This is a genomic window from Rhodanobacter sp. B05, from assembly GCF_002001085.1.
Classification (GTDB): domain Bacteria; phylum Pseudomonadota; class Gammaproteobacteria; order Xanthomonadales; family Rhodanobacteraceae; genus Rhodanobacter.
The window spans coordinates 280,290-296,079 of sequence record NZ_MUNU01000014.1 but is presented as its reverse complement, the minus strand read 5'-3'; the positions used below and the strand labels follow the sequence as shown (position 1 = coordinate 296,079).

At 62.5% G+C, this 15,790-nt stretch carries 17 protein-coding genes; all 17 read left to right on the top strand.

Annotated elements, in window-relative coordinates; translation table 11 throughout:
• The first annotated feature begins 58 nt into the window (after positions 1 to 58).
• Positions 59 to 2,080 (top strand): hypothetical protein, encoded by a 2,022-nt coding sequence (locus tag B0E47_RS08790; RefSeq protein WP_077513742.1) that lies wholly within the window; start codon positions 59 to 61, stop codon positions 2,078 to 2,080.
• A gap of 29 nt (positions 2,081 to 2,109) precedes the next feature.
• The gene (locus B0E47_RS08785) at positions 2,110 to 2,718 is read left to right on the top strand and encodes a YdbL family protein (protein WP_077513740.1); all 609 of its coding nucleotides are present in this window, start codon (positions 2,110 to 2,112) and stop codon (positions 2,716 to 2,718) included.
• A gap of 77 nt (positions 2,719 to 2,795) precedes the next feature.
• Positions 2,796 to 4,133: a 23S rRNA (uracil(1939)-C(5))-methyltransferase RlmD gene (gene rlmD, locus B0E47_RS08780; RefSeq protein WP_077513738.1), complete on the top strand. Its 1,338-nt coding sequence runs from the start codon at positions 2,796 to 2,798 to the stop codon at positions 4,131 to 4,133.
• Positions 4,130 to 4,651, top strand: coding sequence for a CYTH domain-containing protein (locus tag B0E47_RS08775; RefSeq protein WP_077513736.1), 522 nt, complete (start codon positions 4,130 to 4,132; stop codon positions 4,649 to 4,651). Before rlmD ends, B0E47_RS08775 begins: the two co-directional genes overlap by 4 nt.
• Entirely contained in the window at positions 4,645 to 5,661 is a 1,017-nt protein-coding gene (gene nagZ, locus B0E47_RS08770; protein WP_077513734.1) for a beta-N-acetylhexosaminidase, read from the top strand. Before B0E47_RS08775 ends, nagZ begins: the two co-directional genes overlap by 7 nt.
• Positions 5,658 to 6,221, top strand: a complete 564-nt coding sequence (locus B0E47_RS08765) for a hypoxanthine-guanine phosphoribosyltransferase (protein ID WP_077513732.1) — start codon at positions 5,658 to 5,660, stop codon at positions 6,219 to 6,221. Before nagZ ends, B0E47_RS08765 begins: the two co-directional genes overlap by 4 nt.
• Before the next feature lie 225 nt (positions 6,222 to 6,446).
• On the top strand, positions 6,447 to 7,208 hold the full coding sequence (locus tag B0E47_RS08760; protein WP_077513730.1) for an S-methyl-5'-thioinosine phosphorylase: 762 nt from the start codon (positions 6,447 to 6,449) through the stop codon (positions 7,206 to 7,208).
• A 152-nt stretch (positions 7,209 to 7,360) separates the two neighbouring features.
• Complete coding sequence (locus B0E47_RS08755; protein ID WP_077513728.1) at positions 7,361 to 7,576, top strand: cold-shock protein; 216 nt, start codon at positions 7,361 to 7,363, stop codon at positions 7,574 to 7,576.
• 81 nt (positions 7,577 to 7,657) lie between these two features.
• Entirely contained in the window at positions 7,658 to 8,698 is a 1,041-nt protein-coding gene (locus B0E47_RS08750; RefSeq protein WP_077513786.1) for a N(4)-(beta-N-acetylglucosaminyl)-L-asparaginase, read from the top strand.
• A complete protein-coding gene (locus B0E47_RS08745; protein ID WP_077513726.1) occupies positions 8,695 to 9,432 on the top strand; it encodes a copper homeostasis protein CutC in 738 nt (245 codons plus the stop codon). The genes B0E47_RS08750 and B0E47_RS08745 overlap by 4 nt, the downstream gene beginning before the upstream one ends.
• A gap of 290 nt (positions 9,433 to 9,722) precedes the next feature.
• Complete coding sequence (gene fabV / locus B0E47_RS08740; RefSeq protein WP_077513724.1) at positions 9,723 to 10,925, top strand: enoyl-ACP reductase FabV; 1,203 nt, start codon at positions 9,723 to 9,725, stop codon at positions 10,923 to 10,925.
• 272 nt (positions 10,926 to 11,197) lie between these two features.
• Positions 11,198 to 12,082, top strand: coding sequence for a type II toxin-antitoxin system death-on-curing family toxin (locus B0E47_RS08735; protein WP_077513722.1), 885 nt, complete (start codon positions 11,198 to 11,200; stop codon positions 12,080 to 12,082).
• Positions 12,083 to 12,153: 71 nt separating this feature from the next.
• The gene (locus tag B0E47_RS16815; protein ID WP_139351400.1) at positions 12,154 to 12,807 is read left to right on the top strand and encodes a hypothetical protein; all 654 of its coding nucleotides are present in this window, start codon (positions 12,154 to 12,156) and stop codon (positions 12,805 to 12,807) included.
• On the top strand, positions 12,808 to 13,569 hold the full coding sequence (locus B0E47_RS16810) for a hypothetical protein (RefSeq protein WP_139351399.1): 762 nt from the start codon (positions 12,808 to 12,810) through the stop codon (positions 13,567 to 13,569).
• A gap of 98 nt (positions 13,570 to 13,667) precedes the next feature.
• Complete coding sequence (locus tag B0E47_RS16805) at positions 13,668 to 14,351, top strand: hypothetical protein (RefSeq protein WP_139351398.1); 684 nt, start codon at positions 13,668 to 13,670, stop codon at positions 14,349 to 14,351.
• Between the two features lie 811 nt (positions 14,352 to 15,162).
• Positions 15,163 to 15,306 carry a hypothetical protein gene (locus tag B0E47_RS17230; RefSeq protein ID WP_254422871.1) on the top strand — a complete coding sequence of 48 codons (144 nt, stop codon included), beginning with the start codon at positions 15,163 to 15,165 and terminating at the stop codon, positions 15,304 to 15,306.
• Entirely contained in the window at positions 15,299 to 15,652 is a 354-nt protein-coding gene (locus B0E47_RS08715) for a hypothetical protein (protein ID WP_254422870.1), read from the top strand. Before B0E47_RS17230 ends, B0E47_RS08715 begins: the two co-directional genes overlap by 8 nt.
• The last annotated feature ends 138 nt before the right edge of the window (positions 15,653 to 15,790 follow it).

Below are 15,790 nucleotides of genomic sequence, written 5' to 3'. Positions count from 1 at the left end.
GGTGCTCGCTCATGACGAAATCCATATCGTTCATCTTGATTTGGCAGAATGGCCCCACATGCGCCCGACATCAAGCCATCTGTTGCGTTGCTGCGGCCTCCTGCTGGGTCTGTTCTGGCTGGCGCCGGCACGGGCCGATGTGGTGCTTTCGGCGAAGTCGATCAGCGTGCCGGGCGTGCGCCTGCAAGGCGTGACGCTGACCTTGGGCGAGGACGGCGCCGGCGCGATCAGCGTGCGCCTGCACGCCGACCATGGGGACGTGCCGTCGATGGGCTGGCGGCGGTTGCCGATGAATCTCGCCGGCAGCCTGCGGCGGGACAACCAGCTTGCCTGGACCCTGGCCGGCAACCTGAAACTGGCCGGTGCGCCCGGCGGCGCGCTCAGCAATGCGCAGGTGCAGATCCAGCTCAGCCCCGCCGCCAACACCTTGCAGATCGACATCCTGCAGGGCAAGGCCACCCTCAGCGGTGCATTGCCGCTGGATCAGACCAGCCACGCGCAGATCCACCTGGACAACCTGCCGGCCGGCTGGCTGCAGGGCCTGCTCGGCACGGTGTGGTCGGGGCGGCTCACCGCCGGTCGGATGGATGCGGAGCTGGCGCTCGATTTGCGCGATCCGGGGTTGCGCACGTCCGGCCAGTTCAGCCTCAGCGGCGTGGGCTTCGACACGCCCAGCGGCACTCTTGCCGGGCAGGATCTCGATGGCAGCGGTCGCTTCAATCTCGATTCCAGCGGCGGCCCGACCGAGATCGACCTGGACACCAGCCTGCATGGTGGCCAACTGCTGCTTGGGTCGATCTACGCCAGGCTGCCCGATCATCCGGTATCGGTGGGCCTGCATGCCCGTGCCGAGGCGGGCGCGGTCGATTTCAGTCGCCTGCGTATCAACGACGCCGATGCGCTGCAACTCGACGGCGCGCTGGCATTCGACGCGAAGGGTGCATTGAAATCGCTGCGGCTGGATCGCCTGCATGCGAGTTTCCCGGCGGCCTACACCCGCTATGGCGAGGCCTGGCTCGACACGCTGGGCATGCCGAACCTGCAGATCAAGGGCAACCTTGACGGCAGCCTCGACCTGCACGATGGCGTGCCGCGAAACTTCGCCTTCAGTACCGATGGCCTGGACCTGGCCGATGCCGATGGCCGCCTGGTGGTGGATGACTTGCGCGGCGGCCTGGACTGGGCGGTGCAGGGCGAGCGGCCCGCCACCACGCTGGCCTGGCGCGAGCTGAAGTTCTACCGGATCGCCAATGGGGCGGCGCAGTCGCAGTGGCAGAGCCGTGACGGCATGCTGAGTCTGCAGCAACCCCTGGAGGTGCCGGTACTGCATGGTCAGTTGCGCATCGGCCAGCTGGATTGGCGGCCGGCTGCCGCCAGGGGGCAGCGGCTGGCGACCTCGCTGGTGCTCACCGGGGTCGACATGGCCGCCTTCAGTCGCGCGATGGGCTGGCCGGCCTTCCCGGGTACGCTGGCGGGCGCGGTGCCGTCGCTGCGCTGGGTCGATGATCGCCTGGAACTCGACGGCGGGCTCAGCGCCAACGTGTTTGACGGCTTTGTCGATATCACCCGACTCTCGTTGCAGCAGCCGTTCGGTCCCAGTCCCGTGCTCAACGCCGATATCGCCCTGAAGCAGCTGGACCTGGGCGCGATCACCAGCGTATTCGACTTCGGCAGCATCACCGGACGGCTGGACGGCTCGATCGACGGTCTTCGCCTGGTCGACTGGAGCCCGGTGGCGTTCAAGGGCAGCCTGCTCGCTGGCAGCGGTGGCCGGATCAGCCAGCGCGCGGTGAACAACCTCACCTCGGTGGGCGGCGGTGGCATCGCGGCCGGTCTGCAAGGCGCCATGCTCAAATTGTTCAAGACGTTCGGTTACAAGCAGATTGGCCTCAACTGCATGCTGCAGGGTACTGTATGCAGGATGAGCGGCCTGGAGCCCGCCGCGGATGGCTACACTATCGTCGAAGGCAGCGGTCTGCCGCGGTTGCAGGTGATCGGCCATCAGACCGAGGTCGACTGGCCGACCCTCGTCAAGCGGCTGCAGGAAGCGATCCACGGGGCGTCGCCCGAGATCCGCTGATCATCTCTCACCAGCACCGGAGTCACGTCATGCGCAAGCTCGTCTACGTCATCCTGACCACCATGGCGGTGGCGTTGGTCGGCTGCGTGACCATCAATGTGTACTTCCCCGAGGCAGCGGCGCAGAAGGCGGCCGACCAGTTCATCGGCAACGTGCTGGACCAGGCCACTCCCGCCGCGACGCCGGCACCGAAGCAACCGGCTCCGGCACCGAAGGACAACGGCAACCAACCCTCGGCGATGCTGCTCGACCTGCTGATTCCCGCCGCGCAGGCCGCCGATGCGCCGGATATCCGGATCCAGACCAGCGCCACCGAGGCGATTCGTGGCCGCATGCACGAGCGTATCGGTGGCGTCCTCGGCAGCCTGCTCGACAGCGGCGCGGTCGGCTTCACCCAGGACGGCATGGTGGCCATGCGCGACGCGGCCAAGGTGCCGCTGAGCCAGCGCGCGCAGGCCAATGCCGCCGTGGCCGACGAGAACCGCGATCGCGCCGCGCTGTATCGCGAAATCGCCGTCGCGAACAATCATCCCGAGTGGGAATCGCAGATTCGCGCCACCTTCGCCAAGGGCTGGATCGAGAAAGCTCGCGCCGGCTGGTACTACCAGAACGCCGCCGGTGCCTGGCAGAAAAAATAGAGCCGGCGCGCGGCATCGCGGGGCGTGAAACGGGCCGATCTGTGATAATCGGCGGCCAGCCTCCATCTGCCGTGCCCATGTCCCGATCCAACTCCGTTTCGCCGAAACCGTTCGAAGCCCACATCACCGACCTCGGCCACGATGGCCGCGGCGTGGCGCGGATCGACGGCAAGACGGTCTTCGTCAGCGGTGGCCTGCTCGGCGAGCAGGTGATGGCGAAGCTACGCAAGCGCCATCGCCATTTCGACGAAGCCGAAGTGGTCGAGGTGATCACCGCCTCGCCGCACCGGGTCGAGCCGAAGTGCCAGCACTTCGCCCAGTGCAGCGGCTGTTCGCTGCAGCACCTCGATGCGTCGTCGCAGATCGCCGCCAAGCAGCGCGTGCTGGCGGAGAATTTCGAGCGCATCGGCAAGGTCGCGCCGCAGTCGTGGCTGCCGCCGCTGACCGCCGAGCCGTGGGGCTACCGGCGCAAGGGTCGATTGTCGGTGCGCAACGTGGCGAAGAAGGGCCGCGTGCTGGTTGGCTTTCGCGAAGAACAGAACCCGCGCTTCGTCACCGAGATCCAGCGCTGCGAAGTGATGCACCCGGCACTGGGCCCGAAGGTCGGCCTGCTCGCCGACCTGCTCAGCGGCATGGACGCGGTCGACAGCATCCCGCAGATCGAATTCGCCGCTGGCGACGAGCTGATGGCGCTGGTGTTCCGCCACATGCAGCCGCTGAGCGAACGCGACCTGGCCGCGCTCACCGCGTTCGGCCAGCAGCACGGTTTCGCGATCTACCTGCAGCCCGGCGGCACCAGCAGCGTGCATCCACTGTGGCCGGAAAACCCGCGACTCGCCTTCCGCATCGCCAGCGACGACGCGCGCTTCGCCGAGGTGGAACTGGAGTTCCAGCCGCTCGATTTCGTGCAGGTCAACGCCGGCATGAACCAGCTGATGATGACGCGCGCGATGGAGCTGCTCGATCCGCAGCCGACCGATCGCGTGCTCGACCTGTTCTGCGGGCTGGGCAACTTCACCCTGCCGATCGCCCGCCGCGTCGCCGCAGTCATCGGCGTGGAAGGCGAACACGGCCTGGTCGAGCGTGCCGCACAGAACGCCGCGCGCAACGGCATCGCGAACGCGCACTTCCATGTCGCCAACCTGTTCGAGGACCAGCGCCAAGCCGACTGGGCGAAGCAGCCGTGGGACAAGTTGCTGCTCGATCCGCCGCGCGCCGGTGCCGACAAGGTGCTGGAGTACCTGCCGCACAAGCAGACGAAACGCATCGTCTACGTCTCCTGCCATCCCGCCTCACTGGCGCGCGACGCCGGCATCCTGGTCAACCAGCACGGTTTCAAACTGAAGTCGGCTGGCGTGATGGACATGTTCCCGCATACCGCGCACGTCGAGTCGATCGCGTTGTTCGAAAGATGATGATCGAGATCGAACGCAAATTCCTGTTGGCCGACGACAGCTGGCGCGCCGCCATCGAGCACAGCGAGTCGCTGGCGCAGGGTTACCTGGTCGGCGCGCAGGCCTTGCGCGAGGGTCATGCGCGCGCTTCGGTGCGCGCCCGCATCACCGGCGAGCAGGCCTGGCTCAACATCAAGGCGGCCATGTCGGGCATTGCCCGCACCGAGTTCGACTATCCGATCCCGCTGGCCGATGCGCGCGTCATGCTGGCGAGCCTGTGCGACGGCGCGCTGGAGAAGGTACGTCACCACGTCCGCGTCGAGAGCGTGCTGTTCGAGATCGATGAATTCGGTGGCGACAACGAGGGCCTGATCGTCGCCGAAGTCGAGCTGCCCGCCGTCGATGCGCCGTTTCCGCGGCCATCGTGGCTGGGCCGCGAAGTGAGCGCACTGGGGCGCTACTACAACGTCAACCTGATCGCGCATCCGTACCGGCAATGGTCGCCGGCCGAACGCGCCGCCGAGGATGCCGCATGCTGATGATCGGCGTGGCCGCGCTGGAACTGGCCGAACACGAGAAGCCCTGGCTGCGCGCCCCCGGCGTCGCCGGCGTGCTGCTGTTCGCGCGCAACTACCAGTCGCGCGAGCAGTTGATCACCTTGTGCGAGACGATCCGCGAAGTCGGCGGCGATCATCTGCTGATCGCGGTCGACCAGGAAGGCGGTCCGGTGCAGCGCTTTCGCGACGGTTTCACCCGACTGCCGCCACTGGCGGCGATCGGTGCGGTGCATGAGCACGATCCGGACGAGGCGATCCGGCTGGCCGAGGAGCACGCCTGGGTGATGGCCAGCGAGCTGCGTGCCAGCGGTGTCGATTTCAGTTTTGCGCCGGTGGTGGATCTGGCCCGCGGCAACGCGGCGATCGGCCTGCGCGCGTTCCATGCCGATCCGGCGGTGACCGCCGAGTTGGCGCAGGCCTACGTTCGCGGCATGCATCTTGGCGGCATGGCGGCGGTACTCAAGCACTTTCCCGGGCATGGTTCGGTCGCCGCCGATACGCACAAGGCGCAGGCAATCGACCCGCGCAGCCTGGAGCAGATCCGCCACGACGACCTGCGCCCGTTCGCCGAATGCATCGAGGCGCGGGTCGAGGCGGTGATGATGGCCCACGTCACCTATCCGGCAGTGGACAGCCGGCCGGCGGGCTATTCAAAGGTCTGGATCGAGCAAGTCCTGCGCGGCGAGCTGGGCTTCACCGGCGCGGTGATCAGCGACGACATCAGCATGGCCGCCGCCGGCGCGGCCGGCAGCGTGGGCGAGCGGGTACGCGCGCACCTGGATGCGGGCTGCGACCTGGTGCTGGCCTGCTTCCCCGAGGTGGTTGACGAGGCGATCGCCGCGATGCCCGCCGACGCGATCGCAACACCACCATCACTGGCCACCCTGCGCGGCGCCATCGGCCCGACCTGGGCTGGCCTTCTCGACAATCCACAGCGCGACCGTTTCGTCGCGCGCATCACGGCGCTGCATGCCGAACAGGGAATCGCATGAACACTCCCACACCTGCATTGACCGAAGCCCTGGCGCAAGCGGAGCTGTTGCACGAACGCGCCGAACTGGAAACCATCATCCACGCGATGGGCCGGCGCATCGACGCTGAGCTGGCTGGCGAGCGGGCGGTGTTCCTCACCGTGATGAACGGCGCGCTGATCTTCGCCGGCCAGCTGGCGCTGGCGATCCGCACCGACCTGGAATTCGATTACGTGCATGCCACCCGCTATCGCGGTGCCACGACGGGCAAAGAGCTGCACTGGCTGCGCGAACCGATGGTGTCGCTGGAAGGCCGCGTGGTGCTGCTGGTCGACGACATCCTCGACGAAGGCCATACCTTGAAGGAAGTGCGCGACGACTGCTACCGGCGCGGCGCGAAGAAGGTCTACATCGCCAGCCTGTGCACCAAGCGTCACGATCGCCTGGTCGAAGGCATTGCCTCGGATTTCAACGGTATCGAGCTGCCCGATCGCTACGTGTTCGGCTACGGCATGGATTATTACGAGCAGGGGCGCAATCTGCCGGGGATCTATGCGTTGAAAGACGGGAATGGGGAATAGGGAATCGTGATTGGCGCCGAACTTTCCCGACGATATCCCTTCTCCTTTTGGGAGAAGGTGCCCCGCAGGGGCGGATGAGGGTACGGTCGGAGCCAGATGTCGCCGGCGACGCGAGCATGATGTCCGCGCTCCCGCCTGCACCCTCATCCGGCGCTTCGCGCCACCTTCTCCCGGGGGGAGAAGGGAGCTTCTGCTGTGCGGTCAACCTGCAAAACGGAACACACGATGCCTCATTCAAATCGCACCCCAATCGACCTCGCCGTCATCGGCGGCAGCGGCCTGTACAAATTCCCGGGGCTGGAAAACACTACGCGGCACAGCGTGGATACACCCTACGGCCCAGCTTCCGGCGACGTGGTACTCGGCAATTTCGCCGGCATGCGGGTGGCCTTCCTGGCGCGCCATGGCGAGAGCCACAGCTTGCCGCCGCACCGGGTCAACTACCGCGCGAACGTGTGGGCCTTGCACAGCCTCGGCGCGCGCAGGGTGATCGGCGTCAATGCGGTGGGCGGCATCCGCGCGGACATGGGGCCGCGGGTGATCGTGGTGCCGGACCAACTGATCGACTACACCCACGGCCGCACCACCAGCTATTGCGACGTCGACGGCGCCGAGGTGAGGCACATCGACTTCAGCGAACCGTATACCGACTCGCTGCGTCGCCGATTGCTGGCGGCCGCGCGCGCGGCAGGCGTCGCGGCGATCGACGGCGGCTGTTACGGCGCCACCCAGGGGCCGCGGCTGGAAACCCGCGCCGAGATCGCCCGCATGAAGCGCGACGGTTGCGACCTGGTCGGCATGACCGGCATGCCCGAGGCCGTCCTCGCCCGCGAACTCGGGCTCGAATATGCCTGCCTGGCGCTGGTCGCGAACTTCGCTGCAGGCTGCGGCGACGAGGCCGAAATCAGCATCGAGGAAATCTTCGCCCACCTGGCCGCCGCCACCGCCGAGGTGCCGCGCATCCTCGCCGAATGGGCGCGCGCCTGATACGGGTCGACCGGTTGGCGTGTCGATCGGACATATTCGTATTGCAATGACCCGCCACCTCTTGCTACTTTTCCCGGGGCCAGCGCGGCGAGCCGGGGGGAACAGCCGCACTCAGCCTGGCGCACCACTCCATGGATCCAGAGGTTCACGCAATGAGTTTCGGTACGGTCAAATGGTTCAACGACGCCAAGGGTTTCGGTTTCATCGCGCCTGAGGACGGGGGAGCGGACGTATTCGTCCATTTTTCGGCCATCGCCAGCAAGGGCTTCCGCAGCCTGCAGGAAGGTCAGCGGGTGAAGTTCGACGTGACGCAGGGCCCCAAGGGTGCCCAGGCTTCGGCGGTCGAGCCGGTCGAGGCCACTGCCTGATCCTCCAGGCATCGCGTTGTGATGCAGAATGAAACCCCGCACCTGGTGCGGGGTTTTCTTTTTTCGCCGCCGGAGAGTGCAATGACTGATCGCAGGCGTTTCCTCAAGGCATCCGTGCTGGGCATGTCATCGCCGATCCTGGCCTGGGCCGGCAAGCTGACGGCCACGACATCCGCGCGAATGCCCGCCACATCGACGGCGCGGGTGGTGTCGACCTGGGATTTCGGCGTTGCCGCGAATCAGGCGGCCTGGGCCATCCTCGGCAAGGGCGGCCATGCACTGGATGCGGTCGAGGCGGGCGCACGGGTACCGGAGTCCGACCTGAAGAACCACAGCGTCGGCAAGGGCGGCTATCCCGATCGCGACGGTCACGTCACCCTCGACGCCAGCATCATGGATGCCGACGGCAGCTGCGGCGCGGTCGCCGCGATCGAACATATCGAACACCCCATTTCCGTCGCACGGTTGGTGATGGAACGCACGCCGCATGTGCTGCTGGTCGGCGAGGGCGCGCTGCAGTTCGCGCTGGAGCAGGGCTTCAAGCAGCAGAACCTGCTTACGCCGGACGCCGAAAAGGCCTGGCACGAATGGCAGAAGACGGCGCACTACCAGCCATCGATCAACAGCGAAGTGCGCGACTACGGCAACCCGGGTCGCCCCGGCGGCGCCAACAACCACGACACCATCGGCATGCTGGCGATCGACGCGCACGGCCGCATGTCCGGCGCCTGCACCACCAGCGGCATGGCGTGGAAGATGCGCGGCCGCGTCGGCGACAGCCCGATCATCGGCGCCGGCCTGTATGTCGACGGCGAGGTCGGCGGCGCCACCTCCACCGGCGTCGGCGAGGAAGTGATCCGCAATGCCGGCAGCTTCCTGGTGGTCGAACTGATGCGCCAGGGCCGCTCGCCGCACGAAGCCTGCAAGGAAGCGGTGATGCGCATCGTCAACAAACGCCGCGAAGCCTCCAAGACCATCCAGGTCGGATTCCTCGCGATGAATCGCGCCGGCGAGGTCGGCGCATACGCGATCCAGCATGGCTTCTCCTATGCCGTGTGCGACGCGAAGAAGCAGGACGCGCTGATCCCCTCGCAAAGCGTCTACACCACGAGTTATTCGTGATACTGGAAATTGCCGCCAACTCGGTCGCTTCCGCGCTGGCCGCCCAGGACGGCGGAGCAGGGCGGGTCGAACTCTGCGCCGCGCTGGAACTGGGTGGCCTGACGCCGTCGCATGCGCAGATCGCACTGGCCCGCGAACGCCTGCGCATCCCGTTGTATGTGCTGATCCGCCCGCGCGCCGGCGACTTCCTCTACAGCGATCTCGAATGCGAAACCATGCAGCGCGACATCGAGACCTGCGTGGCGCTGGGCTGCGACGGCGTGGTGCTCGGCGTGCTCGATGCCGATGGCCGGGTGGACACCGCGCGCTGCCGCACGCTGATCGCCGCCGCCGGAAAACTCGGCGTCACCTTCCACCGCGCTTTCGACCTCAGCCGGGACCCTGTGCAGGCGCTGGAAGACATCGTCGCACTCGGCTGCGAACGCATCCTGACCTCGGGCGCGCAGGCCAGCGCCGTGGAGGGTGCCACGCGGATCCGCGAACTTGTCCAACAAGCCGGGGATCGCATCGTCGTGATGCCCGGCGCCGGCATCACCGCGCAGAACATCGCTGCGTTGGCCACCGCCACCGGCGCGCACGAATTCCATGCCTCCGCCAAACGCCAGCTGCCGTCGGGCATGCAGCATCGTCGACCGCTGCTCGGCGACATGCAAAGCGGTGAGTTGCGCAGCGATGTCGAGCAGGTGCGAGCGCTGGCGATGGCGCTCCAGTCCTGGGCACACCCGGCTGCATAAGCCCCTCTCCCACCGGGAGAGGGGTTGGGGTGAGGGTTCGGCCGTGCCGGGACGCCCATGACTGCATGCTGCATCCCGAACCCTCATCCGGCGCTTCGCGCCACCTTCTCACCCACAAGGGGACTCCCAAGATCGCCGGTGGGAGAAGGGAAATCAGTGAGCTTCGACCGTGGCCCGTTTGAACAGCAACGCGAGCCAAGCGGGCATCCATTTACGCTCCCTACGGCAGCGCATGGCCGCCCCGCTTGGTTACTATGGCGAATTGCCGAATACCAGCAGGAGCCCCCGCCGTGATCATCAAGCCCAAAGTCCGTGGATTCATTTGCATCACCGCCCATCCGGTCGGCTGCGAGCACAACGTGCTCGACCAGATCAAGGTCACCCAGGCCGCGGGCCACGACAAAACCAAGGGGCCGAAGCGCGTGCTGGTGATCGGCGCCTCCACCGGCTACGGCCTGGCCTCGCGCATCACCGCCGCGTTCGGCTACGGCGCGGCCACGCTCGGCGTGTTCTTCGAGAAGCCCAGCAGCACGGAGAAGACCGGCACCGCCGGCTGGTACAACTCCGCCGCGTTCGACAAGGCGGCCAAGCAGGCTGGCCTGTACAGCAAGTCGATCAACGGCGACGCGTTCGCCAACGAAACCCGCGCGCGCGCGATCGAGATCATCAAGAACGAAATGGGCGGCCCGATCGACCTGGTGGTCTATTCGCTGGCCTCGCCCGTGCGCAAGCTGCCGGACACCGGCGAAGTAGTGCGCTCGGCGCTCAAGACCATCGGCCAGCCGTTCACCAACACCTCGGTCGACACCAACAAGGACACCGTGATCGAGGCCACCATCGAGCCGGCCACCGAGCAGGAAATCAAGGACACCGTCACCGTGATGGGCGGCGAAGACTGGGCGCTGTGGATCGACGCGCTGAGCGCCGCCGGCGTACTGGCCGAGCACGCCAAGACCGTCGCCTACAGCTACATCGGCACCGAGATCACCTGGCCGATGTACTGGCACGGCACCCTGGGCCAGGCCAAGCAGCACCTGGACAACACCGCCAAGCAACTGCGCAGCCGCCACCCCGGCCTCGACGCCTACGTCGGCGTGATGAAGTCCGTCGTCACCCAGGCCAGCGCCGCCATCCCGGTGATCCCGCTGTACGTCTCCATCGCCTTCAAGATCATGAAGGAGAAGGGCATCCACGAAAACCCGATCGAACAGGCCAACCGCCTGTTCCACGACCGCCTTTATCGTGCTGATGGCAAAGCTGCACCCACCGACGACGAAGGCCGCCTGCGCCTGGACGATTGGGAGCTGCGCGACGACGTGCAGATCCCCTGCAAGACCCTCTGGCCTACTGTCACCACCGAAAACCTCAAGCAGATCACCGACTACGCGGGGTACAAGCACGAGTTTTTGCAGCTGTTCGGGTTTGATCGGGCGGATGTGGACTATGAGGCCGAGGTGGAGGCGGATCGGAGGTTTGATTGTTTGGAGCTTTGACGAGCCTTGGAATGCACGTGTCGAAGGAGTACCCGGTTTCGCTCCAGGCCGGTTGCGCGGCCACCACGCGGCCATGCGGTTTATTCCCTCGCTTTTGGCGATAAGACTTCGCTACGCATTTGATCGCATTTGCCCAGGGTGCGCCAGTCGCTTGCCAACCTCTTGCAGGACACGAAACTAGTTCTCTTGACCCAGGCACACCGAAGGACGACGATCCGGTGCGTATGCTCCGATTCGGGGCCTACAGGCGTTAACGCTCACAGGGGGAGTGAATGGAAATTGCCTTTTCCAATGACGCAATTTCAGCAGAGTACAAACGCTGGTCTTGCCAAGTTGACGCCGACGATCAGTGCGATACGAGAGACACGATTGGGGTGCTTGACGTATTGCGTGCACACTTTCTAATTGCGGATTATTTTTTTGGTAAAGAATCCGGGTTGGGTGGCATCGGCCCGCGTGATCTAAACCTTCTACATTCTGCTGTTTATCGTCAGTTCGTAGCCTATAGCGGACTCGCTAAATGGAAAACAAGCTACGAAAAAGCGGCAACTTTAGTGTTTGGCTTGGTTACAGACCACCCGTTTCATGACGCAAACAAGCGCACAGGCCTTCTTACCTATCTGTACGCCCTCCATAAGATGAATCGCTACCCTACAAATGGTCAAAATAATCTTGAAGATTTCATGGTGGAGATTGCGGAGCGAAGTCTCACTAAGTATCGTCGAATGAAAGATCTTGCAAAACGCGAAGATGATGCAGATGTGCTTTTTATTGCGGACTATTTGAAGCGAAATTCAAGGGAGCGCGATAGTCGCTATTACACAATTACCTATCATGAATTAGATCGTCGCCTGCGTGATTTCGACCATTGCCTGTCCAATCCGCATAAGAATTTTATCGATGTATGCCGTATTCATCGCGTTCGTGAGTTTGGTTTATTTGGTAAGCGCATTGAGAAACTTGTTACAGTAGCGCAGATCGGATTCCCTGGATGGAAGAGCCAAGTCGGAAAAGGCGCCATTGCTACAGTCCGTCGGCAAACGCGACTCACGCCGGAGCATGGCGTAGACTCTGCTATGTTTTATCGTGGGGCAGATCCGCTAAATGCGTTGATTGCGCAATATGAAGGGCCGCTACAACGGTTAGCCTTCAGATAAGCGAAAACAACTCGTTCAAAGCGGACGGGTGCGCCGCCGCCTAACTGCAGGTGGGGTTACAAGGAGTTCTGTTGCACATCAATTTTCACAGGGGACATGTTATGGCTGGACCGGCAAAGATTCGGGTAGAGCTTGCGACGGGGACTATCGAGGTAGAGGCAGACGCATCGAACATCGATGCGATCTTTGACCGCCTTGACGCGTTCATTCCTCGCCTGTCTGAAGCGTATGGGCGTCCCACAACAGAGGGCAACGCTCCCTCATCTCCTGGAGGATCCGCGCAGACTAAGCAGAACTCAGATCATTCAGCGGATGAGTCACCTGTAAACGTGGTTGAACAAAAGAATGACGTCCGCAAGGCGGGCAAGAGTTCCAAGGGAAAAGAAGTCTATAGCGTTGTCGATCTTGGTTTGAGTGAAGAACAAAGGCAGCAATTGCGTGATTTCTACACGTCTAAGCAACCGCAGACCCAGAACGAAAAGATTGCGGTCCTGATGGACTGGTTGAAACGTGAGGGCAACAAGCTAACCGCAACTTGGAATGACATCTTCACGGCATTTCGCACGGTAGCTGTGAAATCTCCCGCCAAGATTAGCTCGGTGCTCGGCAATATGGTCGGACTGAGTTGGGTTAAGAATGTTGGCGGCGGGCAGTACGACCTGATCCACGTCGGTGAGGATTACGTGAAGTTCGATCTGCCAAAGGCACCGAAAAAGGCCAAGTAAATGGAAGCACTTAGCGCTGATGACTTCGTCCATTCGGTAAATGGCTTCGGAGACCTAGATTTGCCACTGCAGTGTGACTTGCTTGCTTACTACCTGCTCAATCACGCTCAAGTCGACAACGTTACCGGCACGAGCATCTGCTCGCTGAGAAGCGCTCTTCATTTAACACCGTACGCAAGAGCGGCTGCTTATCTTTCGGAGAATGCGTTCAAATCAAGGACTAAACCTCACCCCAAGTACGTAAAACTCTCAAGCGGCTATGCACTTGAACGCTCGTACGCATCATCATTGGCTGCAGAATATTTGGGTAGACCTGGGGCTAGACAGGTAGCCGCTGGTCTTCGTGCAACCCTGGCTGTGACCTCAGACCCAGCTATCACCGCTTACCTTGAGGAAGCAGTTTCATGCTTTGAGTTCAAGCAGTACAGATCAAGCCTCATCATGTCTTGGTGCGTGGCATATGGACTATTTCGCGCGTGGATCTATCGAAATCACCTCGCAGCCATGAACTCCGAGATATCGACTTGGAAGTCCCCAAAGAAAATCCAATCGCTTGATGATTTCCAAGAATTGACTGAAGGCACTGTCATCGAGACAGCGCGCAAGGCGGGAATGGTCACGAAGGAACAGTTCAAGCTGCTCAAACGCCTCTTGGATGATCGGAATTCCTTTGCCCATCCAACTACACGAACAATGACGCCCGCCATGGCTGAAGCATACGTTGAATCTGTCCTTAAAGAAGTCATTCCTTTTTTTGGGTAGCTAGTTACGGTGGGGTCGCCACCTACAATTCGTCCGAGTGGACGCACGAAAAGCTGCGCGCCGCTTAACTTAAGCGTTAGAACCCTTTGGAGTGGTTCGTGGTTGACGTAAGCACACGACATACGACAGCTCTAGGCCATCACTTGCGCCAAGGCATGGCGTGGCTCGCCGTAAGCGAGGGTGGTGAGAATAGTGCCGCAATTTCTTATGCTGCATTGGAGTTGAGATTTGCAGTAGAGCGCTTGGCGATCCACTACTGGGCAGCGCTGCTCGACCGTGAGCTCGAAGAAAAAGACCTTCGAGACATCAGGTCTTTCAAAAATATTGAGAATCGAATATACGAACTCGGCGGACACCAAAAGGAAATAGATGGCCACTTTGAGTTCATGCGCATCGTCAACGACGCGTTGAAGATCGATGCACCTTTTGAAACCCCCAAGATGGGAAAGCTATCTAATAACTGGCATTCATGCAGCGAGTATTGTCACGTGGCTTGGCCTTTGGCGTCAATGGCGCCAGAGGCTAGGAATGGCGCTTTTGCAGACCTCACTGAAATCTCAAGCTCACTGTCGCGTCACATTAAAAGTCTGGGCTGGCCCATTGTTAAGGACGCCGCCTTCGCAGACCTTAGGAACAAGTTTGTAAACGGCGAGATTTCGTCTCACGAGGTAATCCAATATCTTAGTAAGATCGGGATCTATGCAGTTGAGACTCCACCAGGCGGCGCACCGGCTAAATTTGTTGGCACTGTATTGCCACCACAATCGGAAGTAGGTCAATGATTCGTACGCAGGGGTCCAACAGTTAATCCGCCGTGAAAAGGTGTCAGGGACAATTTCTCAACTATCGGGGTCAGGTTCACTTACTACCGTGAGAAAATGAACCTGACCCCGATCTTTCTACACATGATTTCAAGGGACACCCATGACGCTCGCTGACAAAATTGCACTTTGGAGTGCTATCGGAACATGGGTCGCAGGCCTCGCAACCACGGGTGCAGTCATCTTCTCTCTGTACCTGCTACGACGCTCGGAGAAGGTGAGGCTTTCCGTTCATGCCGGTATGCGCATTCTGCTCGGGGATGGTCAGCCGCAGCGGGACGTCATGGTCATCGAGGTAACTAACTTGGGGGATCGGACCGTCACAGTGAACTCAGTGGGCTGGTCATTCGGAACAAAAAGGGATCGACGGTTCTGTCTTCAAATGCTTTCGTCGGACTCCCTGCAGTACCCGGCTGTACTCGCGCATGGACAGACAGGATTCTTTCAATATTCAGTGACCGATCACCCCAGAAGCATTGCAGAAATTCATTACCGGCTTTCTCCGCAGCAACCTAGCGGACTTGCCCACGCTACGCGCTCAGGTGCACACGTCGGTTAATCAGACCATCGATGCAAAGCCGGAAGAAAATTTGTTGGAGCGAATCCGAAATGTCGCCGCCACGGACTATCGGGGTTAGGTTCACTTACTACCGTGAGAAAGTGAACCTGACCCCGATCTTTGTGAGAGGTTCGAAGCCACACGGTCGGGTGAGACGGGCCAGTAGCCTGCGCGGGCCGGCAACCGGCCGGCTTGTCAGGGAAGGATGTTTGCATGACTAAGAATCTGGTCGATCTCGATTACACCGCCGATGCGCTCGCTGTCATCGCCGCCGCCCTTACCGCGCTGGAGGCTGGCTTCGCCGGTCTGCTGGCGCTGACGCCGGATCAGCGTCAGCGGTTCACCAAAGATGGGTGACAAGTCCGAGGCGTTCTGCCGCAAGGCGGACGCGGTGTTTGGCGAGAACCTCGGCATCCTGCCCGCGAATTTCGACCTGGCGGCCTACCGTCGCGATCTGGCCACGCTGGATGCACTGCGTCCGCGCCTGGCGCGGCTGTCCAAGTTGAGCCAGCGCGGGGACGACACGCAGATGGCAGTGGGCAGTGACCTGATGACCAATGCGCTGGAGGGTTACGCCGTGCTCAAGGTCACCGGCAAAGGGCAGGGCGTGGACGACCTGCGCAAGATGCTCGCCACCCGCTTCGCCCGCGGCCCACGCGCTCCCTCGACGCCGGTCATGCCGACCGAACCCGCGATCGCCTGATCGCTGGTCGCTTCCGTCGATACGTTGCAGAAAGCCCCGCATCGCGGGGCTTTCTCTTTCGCGCGTGGCCTGATTGACCTTGCGCTGCATCCAGGCGTCGTCCCGACATCTCCTCCGGTGATTTGCCGCTGTCGTTGG

What these genes read in the sequence shown, in the direction of transcription:
- B0E47_RS08790 (WP_077513742.1), top strand. Translation starts at nt 59, where the DNA reads ATGCGCCCGACATCAAGCCATCTGTTGCGTTGCTGCGGCCTCCTGCTG.
- B0E47_RS08785 (WP_077513740.1), top strand. Translation starts at nt 2,110, where the DNA reads ATGCGCAAGCTCGTCTACGTCATCCTGACCACCATGGCGGTGGCGTTG.
- rlmD (WP_077513738.1), top strand. Translation starts at nt 2,796, where the DNA reads ATGTCCCGATCCAACTCCGTTTCGCCGAAACCGTTCGAAGCCCACATC.
- B0E47_RS08775 (WP_077513736.1), top strand. Translation starts at nt 4,130, where the DNA reads ATGATGATCGAGATCGAACGCAAATTCCTGTTGGCCGACGACAGCTGG.
- nagZ (WP_077513734.1), top strand. Translation starts at nt 4,645, where the DNA reads ATGCTGATGATCGGCGTGGCCGCGCTGGAACTGGCCGAACACGAGAAG.
- B0E47_RS08765 (WP_077513732.1), top strand. Translation starts at nt 5,658, where the DNA reads ATGAACACTCCCACACCTGCATTGACCGAAGCCCTGGCGCAAGCGGAG.
- B0E47_RS08760 (WP_077513730.1), top strand. Translation starts at nt 6,447, where the DNA reads ATGCCTCATTCAAATCGCACCCCAATCGACCTCGCCGTCATCGGCGGC.
- B0E47_RS08755 (WP_077513728.1), top strand. Translation starts at nt 7,361, where the DNA reads ATGAGTTTCGGTACGGTCAAATGGTTCAACGACGCCAAGGGTTTCGGT.
- B0E47_RS08750 (WP_077513786.1), top strand. Translation starts at nt 7,658, where the DNA reads ATGACTGATCGCAGGCGTTTCCTCAAGGCATCCGTGCTGGGCATGTCA.
- B0E47_RS08735 (WP_077513722.1), top strand. Translation starts at nt 11,198, where the DNA reads ATGGAAATTGCCTTTTCCAATGACGCAATTTCAGCAGAGTACAAACGC.
- B0E47_RS16810 (WP_139351399.1), top strand. Translation starts at nt 12,808, where the DNA reads ATGGAAGCACTTAGCGCTGATGACTTCGTCCATTCGGTAAATGGCTTC.
- B0E47_RS17230 (WP_254422871.1), top strand. Translation starts at nt 15,163, where the DNA reads ATGACTAAGAATCTGGTCGATCTCGATTACACCGCCGATGCGCTCGCT.
- B0E47_RS08715 (WP_254422870.1), top strand. Translation starts at nt 15,299, where the DNA reads ATGGGTGACAAGTCCGAGGCGTTCTGCCGCAAGGCGGACGCGGTGTTT.